The following is a 16,200-nucleotide window of genomic DNA, read 5'->3' on the forward strand; positions in this document are numbered from 1 at the left end:
TTACTATTTGTTGTTACTTATTAATGACGAAATTTAAATTACGAATTACGAGATTTTATAGATTTCCAGATACTTCCTATTATTTTTTAAAGTTCATTCGCATCACTTAAAAGACTATGACTTTCCTCTTCGGAAAGATAATCAGTGCCAGTTAATAAACGAATCCAATAATGTGTTTCTCTAGCTTCTTTATAAGAAATTGTTAGTTTGGCAAAAAAATCCTTCTCCCTTTGTCCACCAATAGCCTCTTCAATATTAGCACCAATTGAAGTTCCGGATCGCAATAATTGTTTCCTTAAAAACAAATTCCTTTTTCTCTTCCCGTAAATATCTACAAAGTTTCACTATTCGGATAGCAAAAGCATAACTCTTTTGTTGTACTGCATTTTCGGTTTTCATCGTAGTTCGTAATTTAATATTCGTAATTAGAATATTGATAACTCTTGATAAAGCCTCTGAATAGGGAGTCCGACAACATTAAAATACGATCCTTCAATACCATCGATTCCTATAAACCCAATCCATTCCTGAATCCCATAGGCTCCGGCTTTATCGTATGGTTGATAATTCTCGATATAATAATTGATTTCCTCATCGGATAAGTCCTTGAAGTGAACCTGTGTTGTAGTTGCAAAACTTACTTTCTTCGTCTTACTTAAAATGCAAACTCCGCTAATTACCTGATGCGAGCGATTGGATAATGCTTTCAACATTTTAATTGCTTCGGCCCGACCGGCAGGTTTCCCCAGAATCCAATCATCAATACAAACAATAGTATCGGCAGTGATTACTATTTCCTTTTCGCCTAATTCGGCTTCGAAAGCAGCTGCTTTCAATTCGGACAGGTAAATAGGTATCTGATCTGCCTCCAGATCTTTGGGATAAATTTCGTCAACCTCCTTTGTCTTGATTGTAAAGTTTAAACCCAATTCCTTAAGCATTTGATGCCTGCGAGGAGATTGGGAAGCAAGTATTAATTGATAATCTTTTAGATTATTCAACATATTCTAAAAATTTGAATGATGGATAATGTAATTCACTACAAAAGCATATGCGATTCCGGATAAGATCACCATACGCAATAGCACAATTCCTGTTTTAAATTTATTTCCCTCCTTATATTTATACACCCTATAGGCCAAAAACAGAAGCGGCAAAATTATTAGCAAGCTAAAATACCATGGTGTAATCTTATCCAATGGAGCATTGAGGAACTGATCCCAAACACCAAATACCGAAGAGCACAAAAATAGTAGGAGTGCTATAATAACGACTTTGGCCCATTTCATTCCAATAACTACCGGTAAACTCTTTCTGTTTATTTCCCGATCTCCTTTTGTAGAAACCAGATCTCTTACAAATTGAGAAATTAGTACGCCAAAGAAGGAAAAATAGGAAAAAGCCCCAACCCAATAAAGCAAGTAATTAAAATTGGTTTTAGATGCTATTAAAACTTCCGCATAGGTTTTATTAAGCGGTGGTATTTCGTAAATCACTACCAGAAAAGGAACTGCTGCTGCTAACAGGGAGATTAAAAAGCTGCCTAATAAAAAGTAATATTTGTAGGAAGTAGAATAAAACCAAAACAATCCGCCAGCCATAAAAAAGAGAAAAACGAATTTCCAGTGTCCTACTTTATACGATATATAACCACCCAAAACAATAGAAGTAAATGCAAATAGCTGATGCAGAATCATGGCAACTCTCCGTTTTATTTTTCTGCCAACAATCACATCCTTTTGGTTGATTCTATCTGCTTTAGTGTCGAAGTAATCGTTAATAATATACCCCGCTGCTGCCATACAAACCGTTGCCAATACCAGTAATGCAAAGTCAATATCAGCAAACTGCAATTTTATGCTATTGATTCCCAAAATAGGCTGAATAATAAAATATCGCATCACATATTGCGTCATAGCGATAATCATCAAGTTTGGAAATCGAATTAATTTCAGATAATTGTTCATGCGTTCCGGGTATTAAAGTTGGGATGCGGATCTGTAATACAAATAGAATTAAATACTTTGAATGTTGGTATCGCTTTCGTGCCATTTTTTATGAGCTCTTAATACCTGCTCCACCACATCTCTTACACAGCCAAAACCACCTTTCTTATCGGATATATAATTAGAGATAGCCTTGATCTGCTCTACTGCATTGGCAGGACAAGTAGGCACTCCCACTCGTTTCATCACCTCAAAGTCAGGCAAGTCGTCGCCCATATACATGATGTGGTCGGGGTTCAAATCGTGCTTTGTAATGAAATCTTCAAAGTCCTTCATCTTATTTTTAGAGGCCATATAAATATCCTTCACACCCAAGCCTCGGTATCTTTTCTCTACCGCATCGGAAAAACCGCCTGTAATAATCGCCACAGGATATCCTTTTTTTACCGCATATTGTAAGGCGTAACCATCTTTGGTATTTGCGGTACGCAACATTTCTCCATTGGCATCAATGATGATGCACTCATTAGACAAAACACCATCCACATCGAAAATGAAAGCCGAAACTTTCATCAAATCTTCTTTAAAAAAAGCCATTCAATTTATATATAAGTAGTTTCTAATCTTTATTAAGTATCTATTAAATGGAATAACTGCAAGTCTGTTTATTTCAATTTTTTCTTAGCAGCATGCATATGGCAGATACTTTCACTCACAAATCTATACAATTTTTGAAACTCAGGAGTCTCTTTTAATTCTTCCTCCTGCAAATTCATCGTTTCCTCATCGAATCGAACCGCAGGACCAGTTTGTGCCATTAAGGGATCCAGATATAAAGCTTTATGTGCCGTTTCGCTTATCAGGCCATGCAAGAGTCTAAAATCCATCCCTTTTTCCTTCAAAAGTGCTTGCCCAACACTGTACATATGATTGGTGAAATTACAGGCAAATACAGCTGCCAGATGCAATTGTTTTCTTTGCTCCGAGTTGATTATCTGAACATCGTTTGAAATCCGCTGACCCAATTCCAGCAATTCAGCTTGTAAGTATTCCTCACTGGCTTCCACACAAATAGGAATTGTGGAGAAATCGACCTTTCTATCTTTAGAAAAAGTCTGAAGTGGATAAAACACCCCATAATCTCTGGCGTAGTTCTCGAATACATCCATGGGAATACTACCGGCTGTATGCACCACATTTCCTATCGGCACCGGCATTTCTCCCAATACCGGATACAAGGCTTTATCGCTTAATGCCCAGATATAAAGATCTGCTTTAGGTACCAACTCTCTTAAGGATGTTGTGAATTCACAATGTAATTGATCAGCCAAAGCTTTCGCTGATTTCTCGGTGCGACTGTAAATTTGCAGGATTTCAATTCCATTCTCCTGCAATGCCAATGCCAATTGAGTAGCCAGATTTCCAGCTCCCAGTATTACAATTTTTTGAATCATAGCGATGATTTAATTCCCAGTTCTTCCGGGGATGCAGCAATATTTTTCAAGGGAACTTTACCCTTATCTATCATTCCAAATAGTTTTTCACAAGCCCTGATCAGATCTTCGTACATTTCTTCTGCCACCAACACCAAACGCTCCTCGGAATATTGCAGATGCTCCCCACCTTCGGGCATATTTTCGCGCGAACACAACAATAAAGATTTACTGGGAACGAAGGAATGCGTAAGCTGATTTCGCAGCTTATCGTACAACCAATGATCTTTATTCACCGTACGATATGAATTTCCCATGAGGATGTTTAAGGCTTTTGAGAATCGTTTCGACGACTGTGCTCTGGCCTTTAAAGGCTTATTATCTAAAAAACAACCCAATGCTTCTATTGCCTGTCCCATTATAATAAAGGAGAAAAAGTAGAACCCTTCTTGTTGTAAACGTCCTATTTCATCAATAAAAATACGTTTAATGAACTCCTTTTCCTGTTCTGCCTTTACTCTATCCATCCAACAAAGATAGGTAAATACTCTTTAGACAAAAGGAAATTAGCTACACCATGAATTGAATTAAAGTTTCTTTTTCTATCCAGCCTTATCTCCAAAATCAGACTAGGTGTTTTTCTTAAAATTAGGCTTACACACCAGTCAAAGTCCATTTTAGTGATGATTATTGACTCTGCACACCAGTCGAAGTCCATTTTGATGGTGTTTTTTGATTCTGCATGACGATCAAGGTCGATTTTGATGGCTTTTTTGGCTTTGCACGCCAATCGAAGTCATTTTTGATGGTGATTATTAACTCTGCATGTCGATCAAGGTCAATTTTAATGTTTGTTTTTCGCTTTGCACACCAGTCAGGTCCATTTTAATGGTGATTATTGACTCTGCAAGTCGATCAAGGTCAATTTTAATATTTGTTATTCACTTTGCACACCAATCAAAGCCATTTTCAAAAAATTAAAGGAGATTGTTCACCCAATGGTGTCCATAGCAGCCTATAAAAAGCAGAACAAAGAATGCCCGGGAGGTATATTCATGGAACTGTGTCTGATCAAATTAACAGATCAAGTGGAGCTATAGACAAAAAAAGCTGACCAATCGGACAGCTTTTCAAAAGTAGGTATAATAGTTCTTAGAACTTAAATTCGAAATTCACGAACAGCATAGAATTATCCTTGGCATTTACATCTTTGTGCATAAACGCTTGATAGTTTAAAGCCATCTTCACCCCTTTTACAGGAGCATACTGAATACCTGTAGTTAATGCATCACCATTTTTGGCAAGATTCCATTTCCCGGTTTCGCCACTCAAAGTATTTGAAGTCAGGTAATCGTATCTTCCAAAGATCTCCACTTTTTTATTGAAACTATAAGTAGAATAAAAAGATAAACCTTCCCTATCATGATTATCGGCTACTTTTGAATATTTAGTAGCATTATTCATCTTATTGTATTCCCCCGCGATTCTGAAGTGATCGGAGAATTTATATCCTGCAAAAGCAGAAAATGCAGTAGCTGTAACATCATTTTCGTTTCCTGTTCCGTCCACTACAGTAGCCGAATTTGCATCGATATATAATTTTGCGATCAAGCCTTTATGATGATACACAAGATCGGCTCCAAATCTTTGTTTGCCATCATCATCCTGCACTTTTTTATATCCTTCGCCGTTGATGATAAAGGCATTTGCGAAGAAATCATCGCTAATTTTAAACTTGGCTTTTATTCCCAAATCGGCACTGGGACCAAATCCGTATTCGTCATTAAACGATTTCATGATATAACGATATCCCCAGAATTTTTCCTGATCGCTGAATTGCTCTAATCCGATCATACCCAGAGAAACTTTTACTACTGGTGACATTTTCCATTCTAATTGTGCTTTTTTAAGAAAGGCAGAGTAATCGCTTCCCCCATCGTTTTTACCCACATCGAAAGTAACGCTGGCAGTAAAATTCTCACTAATCTGATATTTATAACCAAAGTAGGTTCTCTTAATTTCGAAACTACTTTCCTGATTGGCTCCATCTGACATATCGTAATGATAGTTGAAGAATACTTTCCCGGTAGCTTTTCCCGATGGTGTAAATGCTGCTTTTTCCTGTGCTACTGCTCCAAGACTCATAGATATTGCTAAAGCAGCGATTAAAAATTGTTTTACTTTCATTATGGTTGTTTTAGTAGTACTTAATATTTTGAGCAATTAATTTGATACACTCTCTTTAATTGTATGCGACAAAACTAAATACTTTTCGGTAGGCTACATTCAAAAATATTTTAATTAAACGTTAATTCAGCTTAACGAAGAATTAACACCAAATGCAAGTGCACCCCTAATTCTGGGCAACCAACAGATTTCGCCTAAAACTTAAAAGGAAATATCCAATCACTATCCCTTACATTTTTTGGATCATTACCGGAAAATTAAAAAAGGAGGCTTCCAAATGGAAACCTCCCTATCTATATTGATGCTTTAATTTTTCTATTTTTTGAAAATTCCCAAATCTTTTAATTCAGAAGTAGCAATATATTCTTTGTGACCAGCAACAACAGCTCTACCCATTTTAATGAATACCTCACAAGATTCGTGATATTTTTCATCACGGGAAGTATCAATTAACAACAAATATCCCAGAATAATGTATCCAGCCATTTCTACTAAACGGCGAGCATGAAAATCAAGAAAATCGTTATGATCTGCCGTTGCATTCTCTTCATTAACCATATCAACAGCTTTTTCGAATTTCTCAGTCATCCCTTTCAGGATAGTTCTCAAATACTCTAATTGAGGGTTTAATTCGGCAGCTTCGTATTCTTTAATCTGAGCAATATATTGTCCGGTTGTTACCCCGCGTATTGCAGCAACTACTTGCAATTGAGAAGTTCCTTCGTAGATATTGGTAATACGAGCATCTCTTACCAATCGCTCGATAGGATAATCTTTCATATATCCCGATCCTGCATGTATTTGCAAAGAATCGTAGGCAACTTGATTACAGAATTCCGAAGCAAATAATTTTAATAATGGAGTGAAAACATCTGCTACACGCTGATATTTTTTCATATCTGCTCTTTCCTCTTTATCCAGAGATCTTTCCTGAGAAATATGGTAATATGCTTTATACACGTCAACAAAACGACATGTTTCATATAAAATAGAACGGGAAGCATTCAATTTTGCTTCCATATTGGTCAACATTTCGTAAACAGCAGGAAACTCAATAATAGCTTTTCCAAACTGACGACGTTCTTTTGCATATGCCAATCCTTCGCGATAGGAAGCTTCAGCAATACCCACAGACTGAGCACCAACACCTAAACGAGCACCATTCATTAAAGACATCACATATTTGATCAATCCCATCTTACGAGAACCCACAATTTCGGCAGGAGCATTCGTAAATACCAACTCACAAGTAGGCGAACCAATGATACCCATTTTATGCTCGATACGACGAACCTTCACGGCCATGTGTTTTCTGTCGTAGATAAACATGGACAAACCACGACCGTCAGAAGTTCCTTCTTCAGAACGAGCTAGTACCAGGGAAACATCTCCATCTCCATTGGTAATAAAACGTTTTACACCATTCAAATACCACTGATCCTCCTCATTATTATAGGTGGCCTTAAGCTGTACTGCCTGAAGATCGGAACCGGCATCCGGCTCGGTCAAATCCATGGCAGCAGTTGCACCTTTTGCAAATCGTGGTAAGTATTCTGTTTTTTGTTCCTTCGATGCAAATTCATGAATTGTTTCAGCACAGTCCTGTAATCCCCAGATATTGGCAAAACCACCATCCGCACGTGACACCAATTCAGCTGCCATCACGTAAGGTACCATAGGAAAATTTAGTCCGTCGTATTCGCGAGGAAGACTCATTCCTATTAAACCTGCTTTTGTTAATGCATCATGATTTTCCTGAGTCCCGCGAGCATAGATTACATGATCGTCAACAACCTGAGGTCCTTCCTGATCAACAGACTCTGCATTTGGTCCAATAATATCACCACAGATTTCACCAACAATCTCTAAGGTGCGATCGTAGCTATCCATTGCATCCTCGAAATCCAAAGGAGCATAATCATACTTTTCTTTATCCCGGTAGTTACGCTCTTTAAGATCAACTATTTTTTTCATTAGAGGATGATCCAAATGGAACTTTAACTCCTCGTTATCTCTATAGAAATTAGCCATTTCTTCGAATTTTTGAATTAATGATATGTAGGTATGTTTAGAAGGAATATTTTCAACACCAAGTGTTTCCTTCCACAGATTCCTACCTTATTATTTGGTGTTCTCCTTGTAATATTTAATCATCTTAGGAACTACCGTAGCAATATCCCCTGTGATTATATAATCTGCTACCGCATTGATAGGAGCATTGGGATCTGTATTTATGGCAATCACCATTGATGATTCTTCCATACCAGCAGTATGCTGAATCTGACCCGAAATACCACAAGCAATATAAAGCTTAGGACGTACGGTAACACCAGTTTGCCCGATTTGACGTTCATGCTCGGCATAACCAGCATCAACAGCAGCACGCGAAGCACCTACCTCGGCACCAATCACATCGGCCAATTCATATAACAAGTTAAAATTCTCTTTAGAGCCAACACCATATCCACCGGAAACAATAATACCGGCATTTTTGATGTTTACTTTGGATTTTTCCATGTGACGCTCAATCACAGTCACCACAAAATCTTCGGGCTTCACATATTTCTCCACCTCCAGATTTTTCACTTTTCCTTTATAAGCATCAGAAAGGATTTCCTTTTTCATCACCCCTTCGCGAACCGTTGCCATTTGTGGACGGCATTCAGGGTTTACAATGGTTGCAACAATATTACCACCAAAAGCAGGGCGAATCTGATACAATAAATCTTTGTACTCTTTCTTTGCCTTCTTATCCTCATGATCACCAATTACCAAACTAGTACAGTCTGCTGTTAATCCGGAATGAAGTGCTGAGGAAACCCGAGGACCAAGATCGCGACCAATACTGGTAGCTCCCATTAATGCAATTTGAGGTTTTTGCTCCTGAAATAATTTTACAATGATAGAAGTATGAGGAAGCGTGGTAAAAGGATATAATCTTTTATCATCGGCAATCCATACCATGTCAACACCGTAAGGAATAATTTGTTTTTCAACTCCTTTTAGATTGGAGCCAATAACCACAGCTTCCAACTGACACTTTAGGTCATCAGCTAGCTTTCTCCCTTTGGTTAAGAGTTCCTGGCTAACATCAGCAACCTTTCCCTCTTCTATTTCGCAATATACAAATACGTTATTCACAGTTTTCAATTTTTTAATTCTACATCAAAAGAAGGACGATATGTCCAGGATATTATCCAATGGTATGGTTGGCAATTAATTCTTTCATTAATTCATCCATATCAGCATCGGTTGGCTCCAGCACTTTGGCTTCTTTAGCCTGAAAAACTACATTTTCAATACTCTTCACCTTTGTAGGAGATCCCGAAAGTCCCAATTCTTCTTCTTTGGTTTCAATATCATTTACACTCCATTCGCCAATATGTAAATAAGGACGATTGTTGTGTAATGCGATATAATCTTCTGCTACATTTTGCATTTCAGAAACAGCTCTGGCATGCTTGTACTTCATTACAAATTTTGCATTACGAGGGCGACAATCAGGTGCGGAAGCATTCACAGTAATCATCATAGGAAGAGCACCTTCCACAACTTCAACTCCACGCTCTAAACGACGTTTTACAGTAACTTTTGCCTTCTCGATGCCAACAATTTCCTCGGCATAAGTAATTTGAGGCATTCCCAATTTTTCCGCTACCTGTGGTCCTACCTGTGCTGTATCACCATCAATAGCCTGACGACCGGCAATAATCACATCTACTTTACCCATTTGCTTGATAGCACACGAAAGAGCATACGAGGTTGCAAGTGTATCAGAACCCGCAAAAGCTCTGTCGGATAAAAGATATCCGTTATCAGCTCCCCGATACAATCCTTCACGAATTATCTCAGCAGCTCTACCCGGTCCCATAGTTAAAAGAGTAACTTCTGTGCCTTCATATTTATCTTTCAAACGTAACGCTTGCTCCAATGCATTCAAATCTTCGGGATTGAAGATCGCCTCCAAAGCAGCTCTATTCACAGTTCCATCAGCTTTCATAGCATCTTTCCCAACATTTCTGGTATCGGGAACCTGCTTGGCAAGAACAACAATTTTTAAACCTTTCATTCTTATATGTATTTTATCATCAGTACTTGATCCAACTCATCCGGGCTAAACAGATAAGATCTTATTATCTGCTTTCGCTGAATGTGTCAAGAATCACTAATTATTATTATTCGGTATTCCGTAATATTCTCCGCGGCAAAAATATTTTACCCGATTTGGAGCCTTTTTTGAATGGCTAAGAATCAAAATTTCCAGTCAAAATAACTCTCATTTTATACAAAATGAGCCTTCCATTCTGAGCTTAGCAAATATAAAGATTAGAGTACTTAAAACAAATCTAGATAGTGATCCCTCCTTTTGCTGATATTTTAAATGATTTTTACTCTAAATAAAGAAGGTAATTCAACAGATTTTCTAGTGTTTACAGACTTTATAAGCAACTAAGCAAATTCTATTATATCTTATATATTACGATCCATGGAAAATGACATCTACAAGATGCAAGCGGAAACCAAAGGAGATTTTCCTCAAAAAGTTTAATTTTGACTTCGAATAATAGAATCTACAAGATATGATTAGTTTTTTGGGTGCAATCACAGCCTTGGTATTGGCTTACTTCTTCTATGGGAAATTCATTGAGCGATTTTTTGGAGCCGATGACAACAAAATAACTCCCGCCATTCGTTTAGAAGATGGTGTTGATTTCATACCCATGCCTACATGGAAAATGTTTACCATTCAATTTTTGAACATTGCGGGTTTGGGGCCAATATTCGGTGCAATTTTAGGCGCAATGTATGGTCCAATGTCGTATATATGGATTGTGTTGGGTTGTATTTTTATGGGAACGGTTCATGATTATTTTTCCGGCATGCTCTCCATCCGTAACAACGGTGCTAGTCTGCCCGAAATTGTAGGTAAATATTTGGGTCCGGCATTTCAAAACTTCCTGAGAGTCTTCACTGTTCTTCTGTTAATTTTTGTAGGCGTTGCATTTGTTACCGGACCAGCTGGCTTATTAAAAGACCTTACCGGTGGTGGGATGCAATGGTGGTTGTATGGTATTTTCGCCTACTATTTAATGGCAACACTACTCCCTATCAATAAAATTATCGGTAAAATCTATCCTCTTTTTGGTGCAGCACTACTTATAATGGCCGTGAGTATAGCCGGAATGATGATTTTTAAAAGCGCAAGCGGAAGTTTTCATCTGAATGAAATATCCTTCTCCCAAATGACAAATATGCATGCTAATCCAGGCAAGAACATCCTTTATCCGATGATGTTTATTGTTATATCCTGCGGAGCAATTTCTGGTTTTCATTCCACACAATCTCCAATGATGGCACGTTGTATGAAAAAGGAAAGCTATGGAAGACCTGTATTTTATGGTGCTATGATAGCAGAAGGAATTGTAGCAATTATATGGGCTACTGCTGCCATGAATTTCTTTGGAGGCGTTAATGGGTTAAATTCAACAATGCTATCTGGACATAACCCTGCATGGGTTGTAAATGAGATTTGTAATTCCTGGTTAGGAAAAGTAGGAGCTGTTTTTGCTATTGTAGGAGTAATTGCCTGCCCGATTACTACCGGAGATACTGCCTTTCGAAGTGCAAGACTAACCATAGCCGACATGTTTCATTTTAAGCAGAAATCACTAAAAAGCAGATTGATCGTTTCTATCCCTTTATTTGCTGTAGGATTTCTTCTTTCTCAATTAGAATTTTCAACCATTTGGAAATATTTAGGCTTATCCAACCAGATATTATCCATGATCATGCTTTGGACAGCAGCGATGTATTTGGCTAAGCAAGGCAAAAACCATTTATTGCTTAGTATTCCTGCGTGTTTCATGACTGCTATTTGTTTTACCTACATACTTGTAGCTCCTTTTAATAATGGAGGCATTGCAATTGATACTAATATAGGATACAGCATTGGAATTGCGATAGCATTTGCAGCCTTTGGTTTATTCGAACATAGCATTAAAAAGAAAATTAAAACTCCGAAACTCAACATTCGATAATCGTACTATTACTGATATACTAAAAGCGGAGAGGCATTGTGGCTCTCCGCTTTTCTTTTTTTTCTTTGGCATTTGGATTCTCTGCTATTCTGTTTTGGTTTTTTAACCTTAATTTCTCGTTCCGGAATATTCCTTTGTAGTTTTGTTACCCTAATTTTGAGGTTCGGAACCTAAAATTTTACGTTCACTAAGGCTGCCGTTGAGGTTCTGAACCCCAAATTATCGGTTGCCGACCGTTCTGTTTCGGTTCGTTATGCTTCCGTTTCCGTTCCCAAACCTTTCGTTGTGGTTTGCTAGTCTAATTTTGGGGTTCGGAACCTAAAATTTTACGTTTATCAACCACTCTGAGTAGGTTAAGAACTGCATAATTTCGCTTTCTGAGTCCAAAATTTCGGTTAACTAAGCCAAATGCTTTGGTAAATAAGCGAAGCATTTCGATACAGAACCATACAATTTCTATTACAAAGCCAATACCTGCAAAAACAAAGCTCTAATTGCTAACAACAAAATACAAACTGACAGGTTAAATTTGCAAGATGTAAATTAAACCTGTCAGCTTTTAGAGTCGTTTAAATTGAATTCAGATTAATTACTCCTTATCAGCTGTCTCCTTTTCATCAACCCTTTTTGCACGGTTAAAGAATTGTTTCAACTCATTGCGTTTGGCTTCGTAGCCCGGAGCAGATGTTCCTGTTTTGTAGTTGGTGTAGGCGTAATCGTCCAAAGCAGCTTGGTAGTTGTCGTAATCGTGCAGGGTTTTGGCATTGTTTATACCTGTAAGCAGATTTTCCAAACGTGCAATAGTGCCTTCCAAAACGGTACGACTATTAAAATCTTTGGCAAACTCTTCCCAATCTACATCAGGACTCCGCAAGACAGGCTGCCCGGTGGCATAGTCGTTCACCTTATTTACAAACAGCTTGTTTTGCTCACTGATGCTGCCATACTTGCGGCGTTCCTCGCTACTCAGGTTGCTCACCTTAGCTGACAATGCTGTTTCCAAAGCTGACAAAGCAGTATTTACACTCTCAATTTGTTCTGTACTTAAATGGGTGTCATTTAGATTTTTTAATGTACTCATGGTGTTTTGTTTAGTAATTATTATTTAGATTTATACCGATATAATTCTCAGGCTATAAATAGCCTAAATTCTTTTGTAAAAAAATATTAAACTAATTGTACAAAAACTGTTTCATCTAAAAAACAGATACGACAATTGTATTGATGTAAATTAAAAACACAAGACAATCAATATTACTCTGAAGCTTCTAAATGCACAAATAGAAATTTTGTATTACTTCTGTAAAACTCCATCTGAACTATCCGAATTATCCAGATTCTTACCTCGGCTCTTATACTGTTTTCCCCAATCTAAATTAAAACTTAAATACAGCTCAAAACTAGGATATTGTTTATTATATATTATGGTTTTATCAGCTACCATAGAATTATAATCGTAAGAATGACTTTCAGATTTCTCTCCAAACAAATTAGTTGAAGAAACACCTACCTGTCCCCATGGAACTTTATAGGTCAAATTATATTCATTATAACTGTTTCGTACCGAAACGGTTTCGCCCCAAAACGGATGCGGCAATTGTACTGATGTAAATGTAAATGTGAACTTTTCATAATCTGCAATCATCTGAATTACATAATACAAACTATTTCGATAATGAGCATAGTCATTTCCTTTTGAAGCTTCATGATTGTATCCTACATAGCCATTAATACTCAAATGCTCATCGATAAAAGAAGCTCCAACATTCCACTGGGCTTTTAAATTATGAAAGCTTTTTTGATTGTTATAACTTCTTATGAAGAGTTGTTTTGCTTCATCGAAATATGTTTCTTCCATAATTGGATTTTTGTACAAATAGGAAGTTAAAGATAAGCTTGTTCTGACCGAAGATTTATTTATACTGAATTTTAGTTCATTCTGATAAGACAAATAGGTCTTCAATTCCGGATTTCCTATTATTGATTGATATTTATTTACAGGAAGTTCCACATCACTTAAATAAGACAACTCTGGATCTATACTGCTCAACTGAGAACTACATCGAAGCGAATATGTTTTATCAAATTTATAGTTCAAACTTATTTTTGGCGTTAGACTCCACTTAATATAGTCATCTTGTCCTTGCTGAGAAAAGTAGTCTCGTGCAAGTCCGAAAGCACCCATATATCCTAATTTTCCCCAAGATCCTTTATACTGTATAAAGCCATAAGTGCTGGCATCATCCATTCTTGTCGTATAAGAAGTAGAGCCTCTATATTCATTAGTTGTATTCCCCTGTGTATGCTTTACGCCTGCAGTTATAGTTCCCAAAGAAAGTTGTTTTTCGTAAAAAACTTCTCCTATTAAAGATTGTCTTTGTCCGTCAACATTGGAAATAATTCTGTATAGTTCATTCTCTTTTAAAAATTCAAAATAATTATAGTCTATTTTGTTTTTACCATAAGTACCCACTAAATTTATTGCAAAAGATTGCTTATTTCTCAATTGCTTAAAATAATAAAGATCAAGCGAAGGTCTTAAAGTTTGGGTATTCTCCCGTATGTTGTTTTGAATGATTTCATTCGCTTCGGTAGTTGTAATTTCATTATCTGAATCTATGTGAGGGTGATTTAGCTCAAATAAATTCATTTTAATATTAAACATATCTTTCTTTCCTGAATAATTATAAGAGATGTTTGCATTTTGATATATCTCTCTCCAATGATAATCGTTTGTTTTTTCAATACGCAAAATATTATTACCATCAGGATAATTATAATTCTGATTTTTCAAGGCAAGAGAATGAATAGCATGATGATTTACTAAATAATTAAATTTTAATTGCGACTTCTTAAAATTAAAACCACCAGAAGCTTGTCCATATCCAGATTCATGTGTTAATGATTCCGTTAAATTAGCCAGCATATACCCCCCGGAAGTAATTCGCTTTGTTTTATAATCTATAATAGCACCAATATTATCTCCATAACGCAATCCTGGATTATCATAATAATCTACTCGTAAGATTTCCTTTGGATTAAGCGCTAATACCTCTTGTGAGGTAGCTTCAATTCCATTTATTAATAATTTTAATTCCTTGCTTCCACCAAGAGATATAGTTCCAGATTTTTCACTCACTATAATTTCAGGTAACATTAGCCGTTGTGTTATTTGTAAGCCATTTGTTGATTTCGCTTTTATTTCCTTTGTTGGAAAGTAGAGTTGTTTATCAATTCTTCTATTATCAGCATGTACCGTAACTTCATCTAACTTTTCTGTATTAGGATTTAGTGCCAAAACGCCTAGGTCTATCTTTTTTGTCATCCCTTTTAAATTAATAAGTTGCTTTGCATATCCAACACTCGAAATTGACAACAAAAATTCTGCAGAAGCAGGTCTATTAAGATGGAATAAGCCCTTTTCATTAGTTATAGTTCCACATACAAAAGTTGAATCTCTATTTAAAACAATAATGTTTGCATAAGGAATAAATTGATTCGTTTTTGAGTCCTTAACTATTCCTTTAATATCAAAATTTTCTCCAAAAAGCGAGAGGACAGATAATAAGCAACTTACAAGTAAAATATATTTTTTAAATTTCATAGGTTTTGTAGTTGGTGTAGGCGTAATCGTCGAGGGCAGCTTGGTAATTGTCGTAATCGTGCAGGGTTTTGGCATTACTAATACCTGTAAGCAGGTTTTCCGAACGTGCAATAGTGGCTTCCAAAACGGTTCGGCTATTAAAATCTTTGGCAAACTCTTCCCAATCTACATCAGGACTTCGCAAGACAGGCTGCCCGGTGGCATAGTCGTTCACCTTATTTACAAACAGTTTGTTTTGCTCGCTGATGCTGCCATACTTACGGCGTTCCTCGCTGCTGAGGTTACTCACCTTAGCTGACAATGCTGTTTCCAAAGCTGCCAAACTTGTATTTACACTCTCAATTTGTTCTGTACTTAAATGAATGTCATTTAGATTTTTTAATGTACTCATGGGTATTTTTTTTAGGGTTAAAAATTAATTATCTTATTAATTGAATTTTAAATTGCTATACTCCTATAAATATATTTTCACCTTCTTCCCATCAACAATAACGATAATATAATCTCTTTCCTCTCCACCTTTTACTAGGGTTAACTCATTTCGACTTAATATCTCAATCGCTTTGCTGCTTTTTTGTGTTCTCATAACTTTACATTTTACGAGCGGTATATCCTTTTAAACGTCCCCAAAACTAAAACATAAAAATGATAAAAACGATTAGTTTCCTAACTGCTTCTGATTAGAAATCTAATCAAATAACAAGCTGTTTTCTAATCAAAAATGAATGAATTATTTCTCTCAAACAGAAATATGTTCTGATAATAAAACCAAATGAGACGTCTAAAAGGATTGTTTACCACAAAAACTTAGTAGGTCTAAAAATCTCTTCAAAGCACAGACATACTAATAAGCAGAAGTTGAGACATCACCCTTTATTAAATATAAAAACACTAGAAAATAGTAATGTGAGGAGTACGACATTATTCTAATCACGTGATTAGATTTCTACAGTACTTTGATTAGAAAAGTCGGTTTGTTTTAATTAGATAAA

15 protein-coding genes are annotated in these 16,200 nt (G+C 36.5%); 1 reads left to right on the forward strand and 14 read right to left on the reverse strand.

All coding sequences use genetic code 11. From position 1 onward, the window contains the following. Positions 1–86: 86 nt before the first annotated feature. The 10 genes from DLK05_RS07380 to DLK05_RS07425 form a co-directional block, all read right to left on the reverse strand. On the reverse strand, positions 87–305 hold the full coding sequence (locus DLK05_RS07380) for a four helix bundle protein (protein WP_209319774.1): 219 nt from the start codon (positions 303–305) through the stop codon (positions 87–89). A gap of 120 nt (positions 306–425) precedes the next feature. Continuing rightward, positions 426–1,004, reverse strand: coding sequence for a Maf-like protein (locus DLK05_RS07385; RefSeq protein WP_127343369.1), 579 nt, complete (start codon positions 1,002–1,004; stop codon positions 426–428). A gap of 3 nt (positions 1,005–1,007) precedes the next feature. Continuing rightward, entirely contained in the window at positions 1,008–1,967 is a 960-nt protein-coding gene (locus tag DLK05_RS07390) for a UbiA family prenyltransferase (RefSeq protein ID WP_127343370.1), read from the reverse strand. A gap of 48 nt (positions 1,968–2,015) precedes the next feature. Then, positions 2,016–2,543 (reverse strand): KdsC family phosphatase, encoded by a 528-nt coding sequence (locus DLK05_RS07395; protein ID WP_127343371.1) that lies wholly within the window; start codon positions 2,541–2,543, stop codon positions 2,016–2,018. A gap of 68 nt (positions 2,544–2,611) precedes the next feature. Then, positions 2,612–3,400: a Rossmann-like and DUF2520 domain-containing protein gene (locus DLK05_RS07400; protein ID WP_127343372.1), complete on the reverse strand. Its 789-nt coding sequence runs from the start codon at positions 3,398–3,400 to the stop codon at positions 2,612–2,614. Next, positions 3,397–3,906, reverse strand: a complete 510-nt coding sequence (locus DLK05_RS07405; protein WP_127343373.1) for a hypothetical protein — start codon at positions 3,904–3,906, stop codon at positions 3,397–3,399. The genes DLK05_RS07400 and DLK05_RS07405 overlap by 4 nt, the downstream gene beginning before the upstream one ends. A gap of 625 nt (positions 3,907–4,531) precedes the next feature. After that, positions 4,532–5,566, reverse strand: a complete 1,035-nt coding sequence (locus tag DLK05_RS07410) for a hypothetical protein (protein WP_127343374.1) — start codon at positions 5,564–5,566, stop codon at positions 4,532–4,534. 315 nt (positions 5,567–5,881) lie between these two features. Further along, positions 5,882–7,597 carry an acyl-CoA dehydrogenase family protein gene (locus DLK05_RS07415; RefSeq protein ID WP_127343375.1) on the reverse strand — a complete coding sequence of 572 codons (1,716 nt, stop codon included), beginning with the start codon at positions 7,595–7,597 and terminating at the stop codon, positions 5,882–5,884. A 90-nt stretch (positions 7,598–7,687) separates the two neighbouring features. Further along, entirely contained in the window at positions 7,688–8,707 is a 1,020-nt protein-coding gene (locus DLK05_RS07420) for an electron transfer flavoprotein subunit alpha/FixB family protein (protein ID WP_127343376.1), read from the reverse strand. A gap of 52 nt (positions 8,708–8,759) precedes the next feature. Further along, positions 8,760–9,635: an electron transfer flavoprotein subunit beta/FixA family protein gene (locus DLK05_RS07425; RefSeq protein WP_127343377.1), complete on the reverse strand. Its 876-nt coding sequence runs from the start codon at positions 9,633–9,635 to the stop codon at positions 8,760–8,762. 511 nt (positions 9,636–10,146) lie between these two features. On the opposite strand from DLK05_RS07425, the gene DLK05_RS07430 reads away from it, so the two are divergent. Further along, positions 10,147–11,604 (forward strand): carbon starvation CstA family protein, encoded by a 1,458-nt coding sequence (locus tag DLK05_RS07430; RefSeq protein WP_127343378.1) that lies wholly within the window; start codon positions 10,147–10,149, stop codon positions 11,602–11,604. A 589-nt stretch (positions 11,605–12,193) separates the two neighbouring features. Here the strand turns inward: DLK05_RS07430 and DLK05_RS07435 are convergent. The 4 genes from DLK05_RS07435 to DLK05_RS17915 all read right to left on the reverse strand — a co-directional run bounded on the left by DLK05_RS07435 (position 12,194) and on the right by DLK05_RS17915 (position 15,794). Further along, positions 12,194–12,685: a hypothetical protein gene (locus DLK05_RS07435; protein WP_127343379.1), complete on the reverse strand. Its 492-nt coding sequence runs from the start codon at positions 12,683–12,685 to the stop codon at positions 12,194–12,196. A 213-nt stretch (positions 12,686–12,898) separates the two neighbouring features. Continuing rightward, positions 12,899–15,208, reverse strand: coding sequence for a carboxypeptidase-like regulatory domain-containing protein (locus DLK05_RS07440; protein WP_209319775.1), 2,310 nt, complete (start codon positions 15,206–15,208; stop codon positions 12,899–12,901). Beyond that, positions 15,198–15,599: a hypothetical protein gene (locus DLK05_RS07445; protein ID WP_127343381.1), complete on the reverse strand. Its 402-nt coding sequence runs from the start codon at positions 15,597–15,599 to the stop codon at positions 15,198–15,200. Before DLK05_RS07445 ends, DLK05_RS07440 begins: the two co-directional genes overlap by 11 nt. A gap of 63 nt (positions 15,600–15,662) precedes the next feature. Continuing rightward, positions 15,663–15,794, reverse strand: a complete 132-nt coding sequence (locus DLK05_RS17915; RefSeq protein WP_262707813.1) for a hypothetical protein — start codon at positions 15,792–15,794, stop codon at positions 15,663–15,665. Positions 15,795–16,200: the final 406 nt, after the last annotated feature.

It is taken from the genome of Ancylomarina longa (assembly GCF_003996985.1).
In the GTDB taxonomy this organism is placed as follows: domain Bacteria; phylum Bacteroidota; class Bacteroidia; order Bacteroidales; family Marinifilaceae; genus Ancylomarina_A; species Ancylomarina_A longa.